General features: G+C 39.0%; 15 protein-coding genes. 10 read left to right on the top strand and 5 right to left on the bottom strand.

Annotated features, from left to right (window positions below):
* Nucleotides 1–76 precede the first annotated feature (76 nt).
* From MKY76_RS14255 to MKY76_RS14235, 5 genes are all read left to right on the top strand, one after another.
* A complete protein-coding gene (locus MKY76_RS14255; RefSeq protein WP_115673345.1) occupies nt 77–1,264 on the top strand; it encodes a hypothetical protein in 1,188 nt (395 codons plus the stop codon).
* 17 nt (nt 1,265–1,281) lie between these two features.
* Nucleotides 1,282–2,454 carry an amidohydrolase gene (locus tag MKY76_RS14250; protein WP_288584609.1) on the top strand — a complete coding sequence of 391 codons (1,173 nt, stop codon included), beginning with the start codon at nt 1,282–1,284 and terminating at the stop codon, nt 2,452–2,454.
* Nucleotides 2,455–2,562: 108 nt separating this feature from the next.
* Entirely contained in the window at nt 2,563–2,715 is a 153-nt protein-coding gene (locus tag MKY76_RS14245; protein WP_004231380.1) for a YpzG family protein, read from the top strand.
* Between the two features lie 119 nt (nt 2,716–2,834).
* A complete protein-coding gene (locus tag MKY76_RS14240) occupies nt 2,835–3,371 on the top strand; it encodes a hypothetical protein (RefSeq protein WP_342556774.1) in 537 nt (178 codons plus the stop codon).
* A 20-nt stretch (nt 3,372–3,391) separates the two neighbouring features.
* Nucleotides 3,392–3,730 (top strand): cupin, encoded by a 339-nt coding sequence (locus tag MKY76_RS14235; RefSeq protein WP_342556773.1) that lies wholly within the window; start codon nt 3,392–3,394, stop codon nt 3,728–3,730.
* A gap of 30 nt (nt 3,731–3,760) precedes the next feature.
* Here MKY76_RS14235 and MKY76_RS14230 read toward each other — a convergent pair whose 3' ends face one another.
* Nucleotides 3,761–4,252, bottom strand: coding sequence for a GNAT family N-acetyltransferase (locus MKY76_RS14230; RefSeq protein ID WP_004231387.1), 492 nt, complete (start codon nt 4,250–4,252; stop codon nt 3,761–3,763).
* Nucleotides 4,253–4,321: 69 nt separating this feature from the next.
* On the opposite strand from MKY76_RS14230, the gene MKY76_RS14225 reads away from it, so the two are divergent.
* The gene (locus MKY76_RS14225; RefSeq protein WP_342556772.1) at nt 4,322–4,750 is read left to right on the top strand and encodes an NUDIX domain-containing protein; all 429 of its coding nucleotides are present in this window, start codon (nt 4,322–4,324) and stop codon (nt 4,748–4,750) included.
* 52 nt (nt 4,751–4,802) lie between these two features.
* On the opposite strand, the gene MKY76_RS14220 is transcribed toward MKY76_RS14225, so the two are convergent.
* The 3 genes from MKY76_RS14220 to mscL all read right to left on the bottom strand — a co-directional run bounded on the left by MKY76_RS14220 (nt 4,803) and on the right by mscL (nt 8,170).
* A complete protein-coding gene (locus MKY76_RS14220) occupies nt 4,803–5,963 on the bottom strand; it encodes an aminotransferase class I/II-fold pyridoxal phosphate-dependent enzyme (protein WP_259419652.1) in 1,161 nt (386 codons plus the stop codon).
* A gap of 3 nt (nt 5,964–5,966) precedes the next feature.
* Nucleotides 5,967–7,082, bottom strand: coding sequence for a methionine biosynthesis PLP-dependent protein (locus MKY76_RS14215; RefSeq protein WP_026023403.1), 1,116 nt, complete (start codon nt 7,080–7,082; stop codon nt 5,967–5,969).
* A 698-nt stretch (nt 7,083–7,780) separates the two neighbouring features.
* Nucleotides 7,781–8,170 carry a large conductance mechanosensitive channel protein MscL gene (gene mscL / locus MKY76_RS14210; protein ID WP_009370295.1) on the bottom strand — a complete coding sequence of 130 codons (390 nt, stop codon included), beginning with the start codon at nt 8,168–8,170 and terminating at the stop codon, nt 7,781–7,783.
* A 204-nt stretch (nt 8,171–8,374) separates the two neighbouring features.
* Here mscL and MKY76_RS14205 point away from each other — a divergent pair, with 204 nt between their 5' ends.
* Nucleotides 8,375–9,073 carry a lytic transglycosylase domain-containing protein gene (locus MKY76_RS14205; protein ID WP_016995260.1) on the top strand — a complete coding sequence of 233 codons (699 nt, stop codon included), beginning with the start codon at nt 8,375–8,377 and terminating at the stop codon, nt 9,071–9,073.
* A 35-nt stretch (nt 9,074–9,108) separates the two neighbouring features.
* Here MKY76_RS14205 and MKY76_RS14200 read toward each other — a convergent pair whose 3' ends face one another.
* On the bottom strand, nt 9,109–9,366 hold the full coding sequence (locus MKY76_RS14200; protein WP_004231402.1) for a GlsB/YeaQ/YmgE family stress response membrane protein: 258 nt from the start codon (nt 9,364–9,366) through the stop codon (nt 9,109–9,111).
* Between the two features lie 803 nt (nt 9,367–10,169).
* On the opposite strand from MKY76_RS14200, the gene MKY76_RS14195 reads away from it, so the two are divergent.
* The 3 genes from MKY76_RS14195 (at nt 10,170) to ilvD (ending at nt 14,696) form a co-directional block, all read left to right on the top strand.
* Nucleotides 10,170–11,345 carry an amino acid deaminase/aldolase gene (locus MKY76_RS14195; protein WP_342556771.1) on the top strand — a complete coding sequence of 392 codons (1,176 nt, stop codon included), beginning with the start codon at nt 10,170–10,172 and terminating at the stop codon, nt 11,343–11,345.
* Complete coding sequence (locus MKY76_RS14190) at nt 11,333–12,655, top strand: D-arabinono-1,4-lactone oxidase (protein WP_054550477.1); 1,323 nt, start codon at nt 11,333–11,335, stop codon at nt 12,653–12,655. The genes MKY76_RS14195 and MKY76_RS14190 overlap by 13 nt, the downstream gene beginning before the upstream one ends.
* Before the next feature lie 370 nt (nt 12,656–13,025).
* Entirely contained in the window at nt 13,026–14,696 is a 1,671-nt protein-coding gene (ilvD, locus tag MKY76_RS14185; protein WP_342556770.1) for a dihydroxy-acid dehydratase, read from the top strand.
* The last annotated feature ends 375 nt before the right edge of the window (nt 14,697–15,071 follow it).

Here is a 15,071-nt window from a genome sequence, read left to right as displayed (position 1 = left end):
AAAATAGAATTTTAAGAATAATTAGTATTATTATAGATGACATTAAAAAATTACTAAGTTAGGAGAATTCTTTGATATGTCGCAAATGTTAGCACTGACGATAGTACTTGCTATTCTTTACATCGGAGATATCGTAGCAACAAGAACGAAGGCGTGGATTCCATCTGTGTTCGTCTGTGCGGTATTATTTTTAATTGGCTATTGGACATTCTTCCCGAAAGATATTGTTAGTATTGCCGGGATTGGTCCAGTCGTTGCCACGATGTTAATGTATTTATTAATTACGAATATGGGTACACTTCTGTCCCTTAAGGAATTGAAAAACCAGTGGAAAGCCATCGTTATTTCTTTAGCTGGTATTGTAGGCATCATCGCCATATTATTTACAATTGGTGCCTTGCTATTTGATTTAAAAACGATGATTGTTGCAGTTCCACCATTAGTCGGTGGTGTTGTGGCAGCGCTAGTGATGTCAGAAGGCGCTTCTGCAGCTGGCTTAGAGGATTTAGCCGTCTTTGCCATTGTAATTTATGTTATTCAAGGTTTTGCAGGATATCCCATCACGTCCATTGTATTGAAGCGTGAAGCAAAACGTTTATTAAAAGAACATCAGCAAGGGAATATACAATCGGTAACACAGGTAGAGGAAGATGTTGAACAGGCATCTGAGCAACCAAAATTATTTAGTAAAATTCCTACCAAGTACAATACAGAATACTTTAAATTTTTCCGTTTAGCGCTTGTTGGATTATTAGCGTATGGTACATCTACAGCATTAGCACCTGTTGTGACAGTCAATGCGTTAGTGCTATGCCTAGTGTTTGGTGTCCTTGCATCGACATTTGGTTTTTTAGAAAGACAACCATTGCAAAAAGCAAATGGCTTCGGTTTTGCCATTATGGGGTTAATGCTCTTTATATTTGATGGCTTAAAACAGGCTTCCCCTGAAATGCTGATGCGTATTATTGTGCCATTAGTAGTGTCTATTGTCTTAGCAGTCATTGGTATGTATATTTTCTCTTTCATCGCAGGAAAAGTTTTAAAGGTCAGCCCGAATTTAGCGTTTGCTGTATCCTTAACAGCGCTCTATGGGTTCCCAGCAGATTATATTTTAACGAATGAAGTAGTGAAATCGTCCACAGCCGATCAAAAAGAACGAGAAATGCTGTTAAGTCATATGTTACCACCGATGCTTGTGGGAGGTTTCATTAGTGTAACGATAACATCTGTGATTTTAGCGGGTATTTTTGTCAATTGGCTATAAAGAAGGAGAGAGTCAGCATGAATAAAATGAAAGAAATTATTGCGGAATTAAATAGTGAGCTTGTGGCAATTCGTCAAAAATTGCACAGTGAGCCAGAGCTTTCTTGGGAAGAATATGAAACAACGAATTATGTAGCAGCATATTTAGAGAACCTTGGTATTCCGTTTAGACGAATAGAGCCAACAGGCATTATTGCGGAGTTAAAAGGGGGCAAGGAAGGAAAAACCGTTGCCTTACGTGCAGATATGGATGCATTATCAGTTTATGAAATACGAGAAGATATTCCGTATCGCTCTAAAACTGATGGTAAGATGCATGCCTGTGGTCATGATGCGCATACAGCCATGTTGCTGATTGCAGCTAAGACATTACATATGGTACAAGAAGAAATTGAGGGAACAGTTCGTTTTATTTTCCAGCCAGCGGAAGAAGTAGCTACAGGCGCAAAAGCGATGGTAGAGCAAGGAGCAATGAAAGGTGTAGATAACGTCTTTGGTATTCATATTTGGTCACAAATTGACACAGGGAAAATTCAGTGTAATAAAGGTCCTGCCTTTGCCTCTGCTGATATTTTCAAAGTGCGCTTTAAAGGGCAGGGCGGTCATGCCGCAGTCCCACATGATGCCATTGATGCCGTGATGATTGCTTCAACGTTTGCTTTGAATGTCCAAACAGTTGTGGCACGTACAGTCAATCCACTTCAACCTGCCGTTCTTACAATTGGAAAAATGGAGGTTGGCACACGCTTTAATGTAATTGCAGAAGATGCCATTTTAGAAGGGACTGTGCGTTGTTTTGATAAAGAGGTTCGTTCACATATCGAAACGCAAATTCGTCATTATGCTGACCAGATTGCCTCACTTTATGGTGGCACAGCAGAGGTCGTTTATGAATATGGTACACAAGCCGTCAACAATGATGTGGCGAGTGCCAGATTAGTCGAGCGCCTTGCAGCTGAACATTTTGGCGCGGATGCTTATCATATTGATGATCCGACAATGGGTGGAGAAGACTTTAGCTTTTACTTAGATGAAGTACCTGGCTGTTTTGCTCTAGTAGGCTCAGGCAATACAGAAAAGGATACACGCTGGGCACATCATAACGGCCATTTTAATATCGATGAAGATGGTTTGCGCGTTGGAGCCGAATTATATGTACAATATGCGTTAACTTGGTTAAGCGAAAACTAATAAAGTGAAGTAACTAAGCTTCTTATGAAATTAGTATAAATTCACCTTAGCTGGTCATAATAAAGAAGATTTCACTTATGAAATCTATAATGATGAGGAGGATGAAAAATGAGTAGGTTCGAACAACTAGACCCCAAATCTCAAAAAATCCACCGCAACTGGTCAAGGATTAAGCGATCAAAATCGCAAGTAAATGGTGAAACGGAGATTACTCTCCATAACCGTCTCTTGCGAAGTGAAGCAAAGGCCCGTCAGTTTTAATCATGCTAGAAAAGTAAGTGTCATCAAGCCCAGAAAAAATTCTGGGTTTTTCTTTATGACTAAGAAAGATGTATTATATTGTAAGAAAGTAATATCTAACAGAAAAGGAGAGGAAAGCTATGATTAATCCTATTCCCATTTATCTACAGCAATTTGCAGGAAACGTCCAAATTATAGATGATGTTGAATCCCAGTTTCAGCTTCATTCTAGTGCAGGCAATGAACAATTTGAAATTTGGTATTACGGTGATTTGCTAATGATTGAAGGGGAGGAAATGCCTTATATTACAGGCTCAACCGCTAGAATCGTTGCTAAAGATCCTTTATCCGCCGAGGAAATTTTGCTCTTTGATGCGACTCTACATGGTTATAATGCGCTATTTTGTGAGGCGTATACAGAGAATCACCGTGACAACCGTCCTCTAGAAAAATATAATTTACCCGAAACAAAAGTCGTAATATCATTTTTCTATAACATCGACTATGACGGAGAAATAGACGACTATGAGGTAGATGAACAAGAAAATGTTCAACTTATAAATGGAGAAACCACTAACTGGGAAACGATTAAAAGAAATGGCTATGATGCATTTGCTTTTTATTTTAAAAAAGAAGATGGAACACTTTTAGCATTTGCTGAAGAAGAACTAGCCTAAAAGGAAGGGATTTTCGCGAAATGCAACTCATACAATTTACACAAGATTTAGCAAATCCAATTCATCAATACCAATCCATCGATACATTTTATAGAAAAATCACGAAAACGGAAGTACCTACGACGATCGGTTTCATCTATATTGAGCCAGGCGGTGTGGTTGGTTTGCATGAAGCCCCCATTCCACAGCTATTTATCGTTATTAATGGAGAGGGATGGATTAGTGGTGAAGATGCTGAAAAAATCACGATAAAAACAGGACAGGGAGTACTATGGCATCAAGGTCTGGCACATGAATCTGGTAGTATAACGGGCTTAACAGCACTTGTTATCCAAGCGGAGCAGATAAATCTTACATAAATAAAAGTGTAACGGTAGTTGCAAGAACCGTTACACTTTTTCATATTGTTTAACCAATTTAACTGTTTTAAGTAGATGGCCATCAAATTGTTCATCAAATTCTTCTATTGCTACAAATCCCTTTGCTTGATAAAAATGCATACCAAGTTTATTTTCTTTCTCTACACAAACAAATAAAGACGATAGATTTGGGAGCATGCGTAGTCCTTCCTGTAAAAGTGCAGTACCCACGCCCTTACCATGCATATCAGGATGTAAATAAATCGCATGTAGCTCCGCCTCACCTTGTGTTACATTTGAAAAATTAGCAAAGCCTACTAGCCATTCATCAAAAATTGCAACGAGAAACGGACTATTGATGAGACGTTCGATTAATCGTTCTCGACTATAAGCTAGTTGTAAAAAACGATCTTGAATGTCACGTGGAATGATTCCTTCGTATGTATGATGCCAGCTTATTCTAGCAATTTCTTGTACAAAAGTAATGTCATTTTCTTGCATCTGTCGTATAATAAGTGTCAACACTTTTCACCTTCTATTCCAATTTTTCTCTTTATTGTAACATTCAATCATTCAAAGGGGGTCACTTTCATGCAAGTAATTGAAAAAGCTTTTGGCTATATCACGAGAACGCATGAGGATCAATTACAGGTACTCGTATTTGAACAGAATTCAGTTGGGGCAGGTATCCAGGTGCCCAAAGGTACGGTTGAGGAAGGGGAAACACCTTTAGATGCTGTGAAACGGGAAATGCTAGAAGAAACAGGTCTAACCACACTTGTCGTTCAAGCGCTAATAGCACAGGATTATTTTAATCATCCATCAGATGTTTTACAGAAACGGTATTTTTATCATTTAACATCCGATGAAACACGGGATGCATGGCAACATCATCCAACAGGCTTAAACGAAGGGGATTTAATCTTTTCATTCTATTGGATTTCAGCTGAGCAAGATGCCCTGCTAGCAAAGGGGCATGGCGATTATTTATACCGATTGTTAGTAAAGGTAAGAAATTGAACCTATTATAATAAAACCGCGTCAATTGGACGCGGTTTTTATGTTGATTCAATTAAGCCTTGGCAGCAATCTCTAGGGCTTGTGCAAAATCAGCAATTAAATCATCAACATGCTCAAGTCCTACAGAAAAACGTAGAAGACCATCTGTGATGCCTCGTTTAGCACGCTCTTCAGGCTCCATAGCCGCATGACTCATTTTTGCAGGGTAAGAAAGGATAGATTCTACTCCTCCAAGAGAGACCGCAAATACTGGAATTGTCATCGCCTCAACCAATGCCTTTGCAGCTGTATAGCTTGGTAGTCGGAAGGATAAAACGGCCCCAGGACTTGTGCTTTGACGTTGATGAATAGCGTAGCCTGGGTGTGAAGCAAGCCCTGGATAGTAGACCTGCTCAACTAGTGGATTGCTAGCCAAATACACAGCAATTTTTTGTGCAGATTCAGCAGAACGACTAAAACGTACATCTGTTGTTTTGATGTTTTGTAGTAGTGTGAATGAATCCTGTACACCTAAAATATTACCGAATGAATTTTGGATAAAGTAGAGATCCTGACCTAGCTTTTCATCGGCAGTAACCGTTAAGCCAGCAATAATATCAGAATGTCCAGATAAAAACTTCGTTGCACTATGAATGACGACATCTACACCAAGTTCTAGTGGGCGTTGGTGTAACGGTGTCATAAAAGTATTATCCAAGAATGTAAGGCAGTGGTGTTGCTTGGCAAGCGCCACTACACCACGAATATCTGTAATGCCTAACGTTGGATTTGATGGTGTTTCCATATAAAGTAGTTTTGTAGCTGGCGTGATTGCTGCTTCTACAGCTGCTAGATCCGTAAAATCTACAAATGTATGGGAAATCCCAAAGCGCGGCAACACCTTTGTTACAAAACGATAGGTTCCACCATAAACATCCTCAGTCATGACGATATGATCTCCCTGCGATAACAGCATTAATGCTGCTGATACGGCAGCGATACCAGATGAAAATGCATGGGCACGAACGCCTCCCTCAAGCTCTGCTACAGCTTTTTCTAACGCATCTCTTGTAGGGTTGCCTGAACGAGCATAATCATATTCTCCAAATTCATCTATACTTTCTTGATGGAAAGTAGAGGACAGATACATCGGGACGTTAACAGCCCCTTTTTTATTACTATAGCCATCACGAACACCTGCGTGAATGAGGCTTGTTTCAATACGTTGCTTCATCAATTACGCCTCTTTTCTAAGGATATCAAACACTTGTCGTAAGTCTGCAATTAAATCTTCTGCTTCCTCAATGCCAACAGAGAAGCGTAATAAACGATCACAAACGCCACGCTCCACACGCTCTTCATAAGGCATATCTGCATGTGTTTGTGTAGCAGGATACGTAATAAAGCTTTCGACACCGCCAAGACTTTCAGCAAAAGTAATTAACTTTAAGTTACGAAGGAATGGGTCAATCCACTCAGGCTTTTGCAAGCGGAATGACAGCATGCCACCTTTTCCAGTGTAAAGGACATCGGTCACTAACTCTTCTTCCTCTAAGTAAGCAGCAATCGCCTTCGCATTGGCATCATGTTGCTTTAAGCGTAGATGCATTGTTTTTAGACCACGAATAAGTAACCATGAATCCATAGCTCCTAGCACCATGCCACTACCATTATGAATAAAGCCAATGCGTTCGGCTAATTCTGTGCCTTTAGCAACCACTAGCCCAGCTAAAACATCATTATGACCACCAATATACTTCGTTGCAGAATGAAGCACAATATCTGCGCCTAATTCAATAGGGCGTTGGAAGTATGGCGTATAAAATGTATTATCCACAATTAGCCATGCCCCATGCTTATGTGCTAACTCCGCATACACTTGTAAATCAAACTCCTGCATAAGTGGATTTGTTGGTGTTTCAATAAATATTGCACGTGTATTTTCATTCATTAATGCTTCCACCTGTTCAACCGATTCAAATTTTGAATAAACAGGCTTAATATTATAAGTATCTTGGAAGAAATTAAAAAGTCTATATGTACCACCATATAAATCATCTGGCACGACTAATTCATCGCCTGGTTTAAATAGGGATAACACCAATTGAATGGCAGCCATCCCGGAACTACAGGCAAAGCCCATATCGCCACCCTCTAAATCAGCAATTCCTGCTTCTAAAAGAGCACGTGTTGGATTTTTTGTACGTGTATAGTCAAAACCAGTAGATTCACCAATCCCAGTATGTTTATAAGCAGTCGATAAATGAATGGGTGGGCTCACAGCTCCTGTTGCTGGGTCACTTAAATTACCAAGTTGTACAAGCTTTGTTTCAATACTTCTGTTTAATGTCATGACGTCACTCTTTTCTTCAATATTATTAAAAGCAACAACTTTTGCTTTCAATTTAATAGTATTCTCAATAATTGTTACCAATTTAACATGGATACTAAAGAAGAACAAGGTGATTTCTGAAAATTAGCTAGATTATTTATAGTTAATCACCTAGGAATAGTAGGAGATTCCAGGATAAAGATAGAGCTAAAGAGAGGATAGTTTCAAGTTAGCGGATACAAGATAGAAAGTAGCAGATAGAACGTGAAAAGTGATGGATAGAGCAGACAAAGTGAGGGATAGGTTCAAAAGTAGCGGTTAGGACGTGAAAAGTAGCGGATACAACGTAAAAAATGAGGGATAGAGCGGACAAAGTGAGGGATAGGTTTTGAAGTAGTGGTTAGAACGTGAAAAGTAGCGGATAAAACGTAAAAAATGAGGGGTAGAGCAGACAAAGTGGGGGATAGGTTTTGAAGTAGCGGTTAGAACGTGAAAAGTAGCAGATACAACGTGAAAAGTGGTGGATAGAGCAGACAAAGTGGGGGATAGGTTTTGAAGTAGCGGTTAGAACGTGAAAAGTAGCGGATACAACGTGAAAAGTGATGGATAGAGCAGACAAAGTGGGGGAGAGGTTTGAAGTAGCGGTTAGAACACAAAAAATAAAGGAGACAAAATAAAAACATCTGCCTCCTTTGAGAGACAGATGCTTTAACAACATGTTAGGCTTGTTCTTTTTTTAGCAAGTCGCGAATTTCTTTGAGAAGCTCTTCTTTGGCATCGAGTTCAGGTGCTGGTTCTTCCACGACTGCTTCTTCTTTTTTACGTGTGAGCTTTGTCATAATTCGTAAGGCCATAAAAATGGCAAATGCTATGATTAAAAAATCAATGATGGATTGTAGAAATACACCAAAATTGATTTGGGCTTCACCTGAGCCAAAAACAAAACTCTTTGTTAAATCAATACCACCTGTTAAAACACCGACTAATGGCATGATGATATTTTCAACTAAGGAGGTAACAATTTTACCGAAAGCACCACCAATGACTACTGCTACTGCTAGATCGACAATATTGCCTTTCATCGCAAATTCTTTAAAGTCTTTCCACAAAATAAATTCCTCCCTATTATTATCCAATAAACGAATCAATCTGTATTTTACTATATTTTTAGCAAACCTTTCAACTGCTTTCATGGTGGAAATGATGTACTTTCATAGATGTGGAAGACTTCATTCTTTCAAAATGAAAAGATATACTGCACATTACGGAAAATTTGGTAATATAGAAAAAGAATACTAGATTAGGTGTGACGTATGGCAAAGAAAAAGAATAACAAACCTCTGTTATCACCCGCGACAAAATTGGGTATGATAGCATTATTGATTCCAATTGCAATTACCGTATATGTTCTCACATTTTTTGCTTGGAAGGAGCTTCAAACATTACCGATATTCGAAAAGCTTGTCCAGCAAAAGGCAATTGAGGAGATTCAACAGCATTTCGATATGAAAATTCCTGAGCAATACATTCCCGTTTATGTAGCTGCAGAAGAAAAATATGGTGTACCCTGGACATTACTTGCTGCGCATCATCGTATTGAAACACGGTTTTCTACGGTAAAATCAATGGTATCATCTGCTGGGGCAGAGGGGCATATGCAATTCATGCCCTGTACATTCGTTGGCTGGCAGCATCCCACATGCTCAGGTTTGGGAAAAGGAAGCATCACAAAAACTGAATTGATGAGTCCTGAGACGATTGCTAAATATGGAGGATATGGCGTTGACGCAAATGGGGATGGAATAGCTGATCCCTATGATATTGAGGATGCAGTATTTAGTGCTGCGAATTACTTATCCAAATACGGTGCTGCGACAGGGAATATTAAGAAAGCTGTTTATCAATACAACCATAGCGAGAAATATGTTGAGGATGTGTTATATTACTACCAGTTGTATGATGATTTTCACGATGAACTCCAAGCAGCTGTTCTCTTACATGAAAAAAAATAAAGAGCCATCACATTGGATGGCTCTTCATTACATATTTAAGTTGCTTTACGCATACCTTTTAAAATAAGGCTGACGATAAAGATCAACACGATGGCACCGATTAGTGCTGGGAACACGTAGAAATCACTTACTCTCCAGCCCCAGTTCCCTAAAACCATACTACCAATCCAAGAACCGACAATCCCTGCAATAATATTCCCGATGATGCCGCCTGGTACATCTTTACCTAAAATGACGCCAGCTAGCCATCCAAGAATTCCTCCAATAATTAAATACCAAATGAAACTAATCATTACTTTCATCTCCTTAAATTTAAGATATAATGGCGATTACTTAGTTATACCCTGAATGGAGTAGATTAAACACTGTGATTTTGTTTAGTAATTATTACATGTTGTAAATAAGGCTGTAGACAAGTGAATGCAGCTCCTTTGCTGTGCTCACTTTATAGCTAATCCACCTGCATAAACTACCGTGAAAATGTCCACATTAACTACAATTACTTCTATATTGTACATACACCGATTATCGCTTACTTCTATAGTATGTTCATGTATTCAATTCGTACCAGAAATGCATGCAACGCCCAATCGCCAGTAACAATAAAAAACAGCCATTTAACTAAATTATTTACTACAATAGCCTTTTCATTCGTGAAAAAATACATTATTTTTTATTGAAACAGAATGTCAATTCTATGTGCGATTCCTTATTTCTTTGGGAGAGTTTTTTGTGTAGAAAAAGAAAAATGGGTAAATTTCCACTTTTTAATAGTTTGAAAATTCTGTATAAAGGGATTATAATGTAGAAAAGGAGCGTGGTCATATGAATATGGCTGTTATGAAACGTTTAAATCGTCAAGGCTTTTTAATTGCTGGTTTGCATTTATTAGTAATGCTAAATCTTGCAGCTGATTTCTTATTCGCATCGTAACCAATTTAATAGAAAGGTGAATGAAATGTTTATCCCATATTAAAACAACCGTGTAGTCTTATTGTAAAACAGGCTCACGGTTGTTTTATTATGCTTAATTAACTGAAAAAAGGAATTATTCTGCTAAATGTCAAATACATAGTTTATACAAGGGAGTGATGAAATGACGTCAAGATTGGATCAAGCATTTTGTGATTTGGAAAGACCATTTGCATGGTTAGATTTAGATGCACTAGATAAAAATATACAAATGGTTCAAGATGCTTGTGGGGGAAAACAAATTCGTATTGCAACAAAATCGATTCGTTCTATTGAGGTCCTTCGTTATATACAGAAAAAACTTGTGAATGTTGTGGGGTTTATGACATTTACTGCAGCAGAGACCCTTTTTTTATTAGAGCAGCAGTTTGATGACTTATTGCTTGGCTATCCAGTAATGGAGGAAGCAACGATTCGTCGATTGTTGCATTTTGTAAAGGAGGGAAAAATCGTCACCTTTATGGTAGACAGACAAGAACATATCCAACTATTGGCGAAATTAGGACAAGAGATTGGCGTACGTGTACAGGTTTGTATTGATCTTAATGTTTCTAATGATTTTAAAGTATTGTATTTTGGAACAAAACGTTCGTCATTGTCTTCTCTTGAAACGTTGACACCTTTTTTACAAACCATTCAAAACACCCCTGTAATTGAAGTGGTAGGAGCGATGGGCTATGAGGCTCAAATAGCAGGGGTTGGCAATCGTCCTGCAAATGCTTTAAAAGGTAAAGTCATAGAAGCCATGCAAGTACAAGCCAAAAAGCAAGTAACGCAGTTTCGTCGATTAGCGATCGCCCATATCAAGGCTTATTTTCCAAATCTACGCTTTGTTAATGGTGGAGGATCAGGAAGTATGACGTACACCAATCAACAGAAGGAAGTAACGGAAATTACAGTTGGCTCGGCTTTTTATGCACCAGCATTGTTCGATCAATTTACACATTTACAGCTAGAAAAGGCTGCTGGATTTGCCTTACGTGTAACAAGAATGCCTGAAAAAAATATCGTTGTTTGTCATGGGGGAGGCTATACGGCTTCTGGAGCCATTGGGATGGATCGTTTGCCTGTATTCTATGACCCTACCACTTTTGCATATCTTAGCCTAGAAGGCGCAGGGGAAGTGCAAACACCTATTAAGGTCAAAGGAAAGAGTATCAATATTGGCGATACCATTTATTTTCGACATGCGAAGGCAGGAGAGCTTTGTGAGCGTTTTCAGGTCCTGCATGCTATTCGTGGGGACAAGTATGCAGGACATTACACAACATATAGGGGAGATGGACAATGTTTTCTATAGAAAAATGGCGAAATGGTGAAAAGTGGACAAACTGGGCTGGGAATGTTATTTCCTATCCGAGTGAAATGTATTTACCGCACTCTATTGATGAAGTTTCAGCAATTGTGAAGCATGCGTGTCAATCAGGAAAGACAATCCGTGTCACAGGTGCTGCTCATTCTTTTAGCGCTGTGGCTATGCCTGAGCATATAGCAATTTCCTTACATAATCTGCGTGGATTAATCGCTGTGAATGAGGAAAGGCAGGAGGCAACATTATGGGCGGGGACCTACCTATATGAAATTGGACCAATGCTAGCGAAACACGGTTTTGCGTTAATCAATATGGGCGATATACAGGAGCAAACCATTGCAGGGGCAGTGTCAACTGGCACACATGGCACGGGGGTTACACTTGGTTCTCTATCGTCAGCTGTCCAGGCATGGGGATTTGTAGACGGTACTGGTACTTATCAGGAACATAGGAGAGGTATGGATGATTTATCTGAAGCGCTGCATGTATCTCTTGGGATGCTAGGTGTTCTGGTCAAAGTAACGATTAAGGTCATACCACTATATGGTTTGCATTATGTGGGGGCAAGAGAAACATTGACAAATGGTCTCTCGTTATTTGCGGAGGATATTCGTCAACATCGTCATGTGGAGTGGTTTTATTTCCCTGGTAGTGAAACAATTCAAGTAAAACGGATGAATGCGGTCGCGCCTGTTTATCAAAGTGAATGGAATAAAAAAATAGAAACGTTAAAGCTACAAATAGTAGAAAACGGGGCTTTCTTTGCGATGTCAGAGCTTTGTAAGTGGAAACCTGGTTTAAGTAGTGCCATGAGCAAGATAGCGGCTGCCAATGTGGTAGAAAGTGAAAAAGTAGGGATAAGCTATGAAATTTATCCCTCACCTCGTAGCGTGAAGTTTCAAGAGAGTGAATATGCCATCCCTTTATCACAGTTTGAAGCTTGTTTGGAGGAAATCCATGCAACCTTTAAAAAAGGGACTTTTAATGTTCATTTTCCTTTAGAGTGTCGAACAACTGCAGGCGAAGCAGGTTTTTTAAGTCCAACACAAGGGCGTGAGTCGGCTTTTATAGCCTTTCATATGTATAAGGGAATGGCAGAAGAGCCTTACTTTAAATGGGTGCATACATTGATGCAAAAATATGAAGGTCGTCCTCACTGGGGAAAACAACATCATTTAACAGCGCAAACGGTCTATGCGTTGTATCCAGAGATTGAAAAGTTTTTAAGCATTCGACACCAATACGATCCTGAACAAATATTTTTTACAGGATACTTAAAAAAGTTGTTTCTATTGTAAGCGTTATCTCTAGGATTGGATAACTTAGCTTATTCAAATATATGGGAATTTTTTATTTATCCATTTTTGTTTATTATTAAAAAATTAAAATTTGAACGAAATGTCAAAATTTTTATCAAAGCGAGATAAAACTGATGCTTAATCAGCATGTAAACGATTTCAATTTTGACAGATTTTTTGAATTGTTTAAACAATTCAAAAAATAGTGTTGACGAGACCTTTTTTTCGTACTATGATAACAACAATTTAACACGTTCGTTACAGCAGTAGTCGTCTAAGAGGCTATTACTCTATAAACAAAAATTAAAAAGACAGAACATTTTGTCTATAGCAACGAACATAGTATGGATAGCAATGAGGGGCGTTTAAAATGAGAAGTGACATGATTAAAGTAGGCGTAGATCGAGCGCCACATCGAAGTCTTTTATATGCAACAGGCAAAGTAAAAGCAAAAGATCTAGGCAAACCATTTATTGGGGTTTGTAACTCTTATATCGACATAATACCAGGTCACGTTCATTTACGTACGTTCGCTGATGTAGTGAAAGAAGCTATTATTGAAGCGGGTGGTATTCCATTCGAATTTAATACAATTGGTGTCGATGATGGTATTGCAATGGGGCATATTGGTATGCGTTATTCCTTACCAAGTCGTGAAATTATAGCAGACTCTGCTGAAACAGTTATTAATGCACATTGGTTTGATGGCGTATTTTATATTCCAAACTGTGACAAAATTACACCAGGAATGCTTATGGCAGCAGTTCGTACGAATGTACCATCTATCTTTGTTTCAGGTGGTCCAATGGAGGCAGGAACTTCTGCAGCAGGGAAACAGCTTTCCTTAACATCTGTGTTTGAAGGTGTAGGAGCACACAAATCAGGAAAAATGTCTGCGGAAGAGCTGTTGGATATTGAGAATAATGCTTGTCCGACGTGTGGCTCATGCTCAGGCATGTTTACAGCAAATTCCATGAACTGCTTAATGGAAATGCTTGGTGTTGCTTTACCTGGAAATGGTACAATCGTTGCCACTTCTGAAGAGCGTCACAAGCTGATTAAAGAAGCAGCTAAGCAATTAATTCGCATGGTCAAGGAAGACGTTAAACCTCGCGATATTATTACAAAAGAGGCAATTGATGATGCTTTTGCTCTTGATATGGCAATGGGGGGCTCCACAAATACAGTTCTTCATACATTAGCAATTGCCAATGAAGCCGAAATAGATTACAACATTGAAGATATTAATAAAGTAGCGGAAAGAGTGCCTTATTTAGCAAAAATCATGCCTGCTTCAGATATTTCAATGGATGATATTAATAAAGCGGGTGGAGTAAGTGCCATTATTAATGAATTAACATCTATTCCAGGTGCTATTCATCCAGACCGTCCAACCGTAGCAGGCGTTACAATGGGTGAGCTTGTCAAAGATTATCACATCACGAATGATCAAGTCATTCGAACAAAAGACAACCCATATAGTGCTGTAGGTGGATTATCAGTTTTATTCGGTAACATCGCACCAGATGGCTCTGTTATTAAAGTAGGGGCCGTTGATCCTTCTATCAAAGTATTCAAGGGCGAGGCAATTGTCTTTGATTCACAAGAAGAAGCACAAGAAAACATTGATAATGGAACGGTGAAAGAGGGCCATGTAGTCGTCATTCGCTATGAAGGACCTAAGGGTGGCCCAGGGATGCCAGAAATGCTTGCACCAACATCTGCCATTCAAGGTCGAGGCCTTGGTACAAAGGTTGCATTAATTACAGATGGTCGTTTCTCAGGTGCATCTCGTGGTATTTCAATTGGCCATATTTCACCAGAAGCTGCTGAAGGCGGTCCAATCGCTTTAGTAGAAAACGGAGATATTATCGAAATTGATCTACCAAATCGTACGATTAATTTACAAGTTTCAGATGAAGTTTTAGCTGAACGTCGTGCAAAATTACCAGTCTTTGAGCCAAAAATCAAACGTGGTTGGTTAGCAAGATATTCAAAATTAGTGACGAGCGCTTCCACTGGAGGCGTAATGAAAATTTAACAACTAGATAAATAAAAACGTTGATGAGGTTAAAGGTTCTAGAGCCTTGTATCTACCAGAGAGCCGGTCGTGCTGGAAGCCGGCGATACAACTAGATCCGACATCCCCTCGGAGTGAGCTATTAAACGTGTTTACACCATTAGATAGCTCCGGGCATAGTCGAAAGTGCTCGTTATTAATGAATAAATGTTTTATGGCACTATATTGGATGCGATGTCTTTCGCATTGGTGCATAAATGCTGTCATTTATTCGCGAGGTAGCAATTATTTGCTATAAAAAAGGGTGGTACCATGGAAAGTCTTTTTCATCCCTACGTAAGGTAGTTCTTTGCGTGTGGAGAAAAAGGCTTTTTATTATTTTCACGATGCAATTGA

It is taken from the genome of Lysinibacillus sp. FSL P4-0201 (genome assembly GCF_038593425.1).
In the GTDB taxonomy this organism is placed as follows: Bacteria; Bacillota; Bacilli; order Bacillales_A; family Planococcaceae; genus Lysinibacillus; species Lysinibacillus capsici.
This window is presented reverse-complemented; position numbering and strand designations above follow the sequence as displayed.

Bases quoted from the DNA above. Each gene is read 5' to 3' on its own strand.
- MKY76_RS14255 (WP_115673345.1), top strand. From the start codon at position 77: ATGTCGCAAATGTTAGCACTGACGATAGTACTTGCTATTCTTTACATC.
- MKY76_RS14250 (WP_288584609.1), top strand. From the start codon at position 1,282: ATGAATAAAATGAAAGAAATTATTGCGGAATTAAATAGTGAGCTTGTG.
- MKY76_RS14245 (WP_004231380.1), top strand. From the start codon at position 2,563: ATGAGTAGGTTCGAACAACTAGACCCCAAATCTCAAAAAATCCACCGC.
- MKY76_RS14240 (WP_342556774.1), top strand. From the start codon at position 2,835: ATGATTAATCCTATTCCCATTTATCTACAGCAATTTGCAGGAAACGTC.
- MKY76_RS14235 (WP_342556773.1), top strand. From the start codon at position 3,392: ATGCAACTCATACAATTTACACAAGATTTAGCAAATCCAATTCATCAA.
- MKY76_RS14225 (WP_342556772.1), top strand. From the start codon at position 4,322: ATGCAAGTAATTGAAAAAGCTTTTGGCTATATCACGAGAACGCATGAG.
- MKY76_RS14220 (WP_259419652.1), bottom strand. From the start codon at position 5,963: ATGAAGCAACGTATTGAAACAAGCCTCATTCACGCAGGTGTTCGTGAT.
- MKY76_RS14215 (WP_026023403.1), bottom strand. From the start codon at position 7,082: ATGACATTAAACAGAAGTATTGAAACAAAGCTTGTACAACTTGGTAAT.
- MKY76_RS14205 (WP_016995260.1), top strand. From the start codon at position 8,375: ATGGCAAAGAAAAAGAATAACAAACCTCTGTTATCACCCGCGACAAAA.
- MKY76_RS14200 (WP_004231402.1), bottom strand. From the start codon at position 9,366: ATGATTAGTTTCATTTGGTATTTAATTATTGGAGGAATTCTTGGATGG.
- MKY76_RS14195 (WP_342556771.1), top strand. From the start codon at position 10,170: ATGACGTCAAGATTGGATCAAGCATTTTGTGATTTGGAAAGACCATTT.
- MKY76_RS14190 (WP_054550477.1), top strand. From the start codon at position 11,333: ATGTTTTCTATAGAAAAATGGCGAAATGGTGAAAAGTGGACAAACTGG.
- ilvD (WP_342556770.1), top strand. From the start codon at position 13,026: ATGAGAAGTGACATGATTAAAGTAGGCGTAGATCGAGCGCCACATCGA.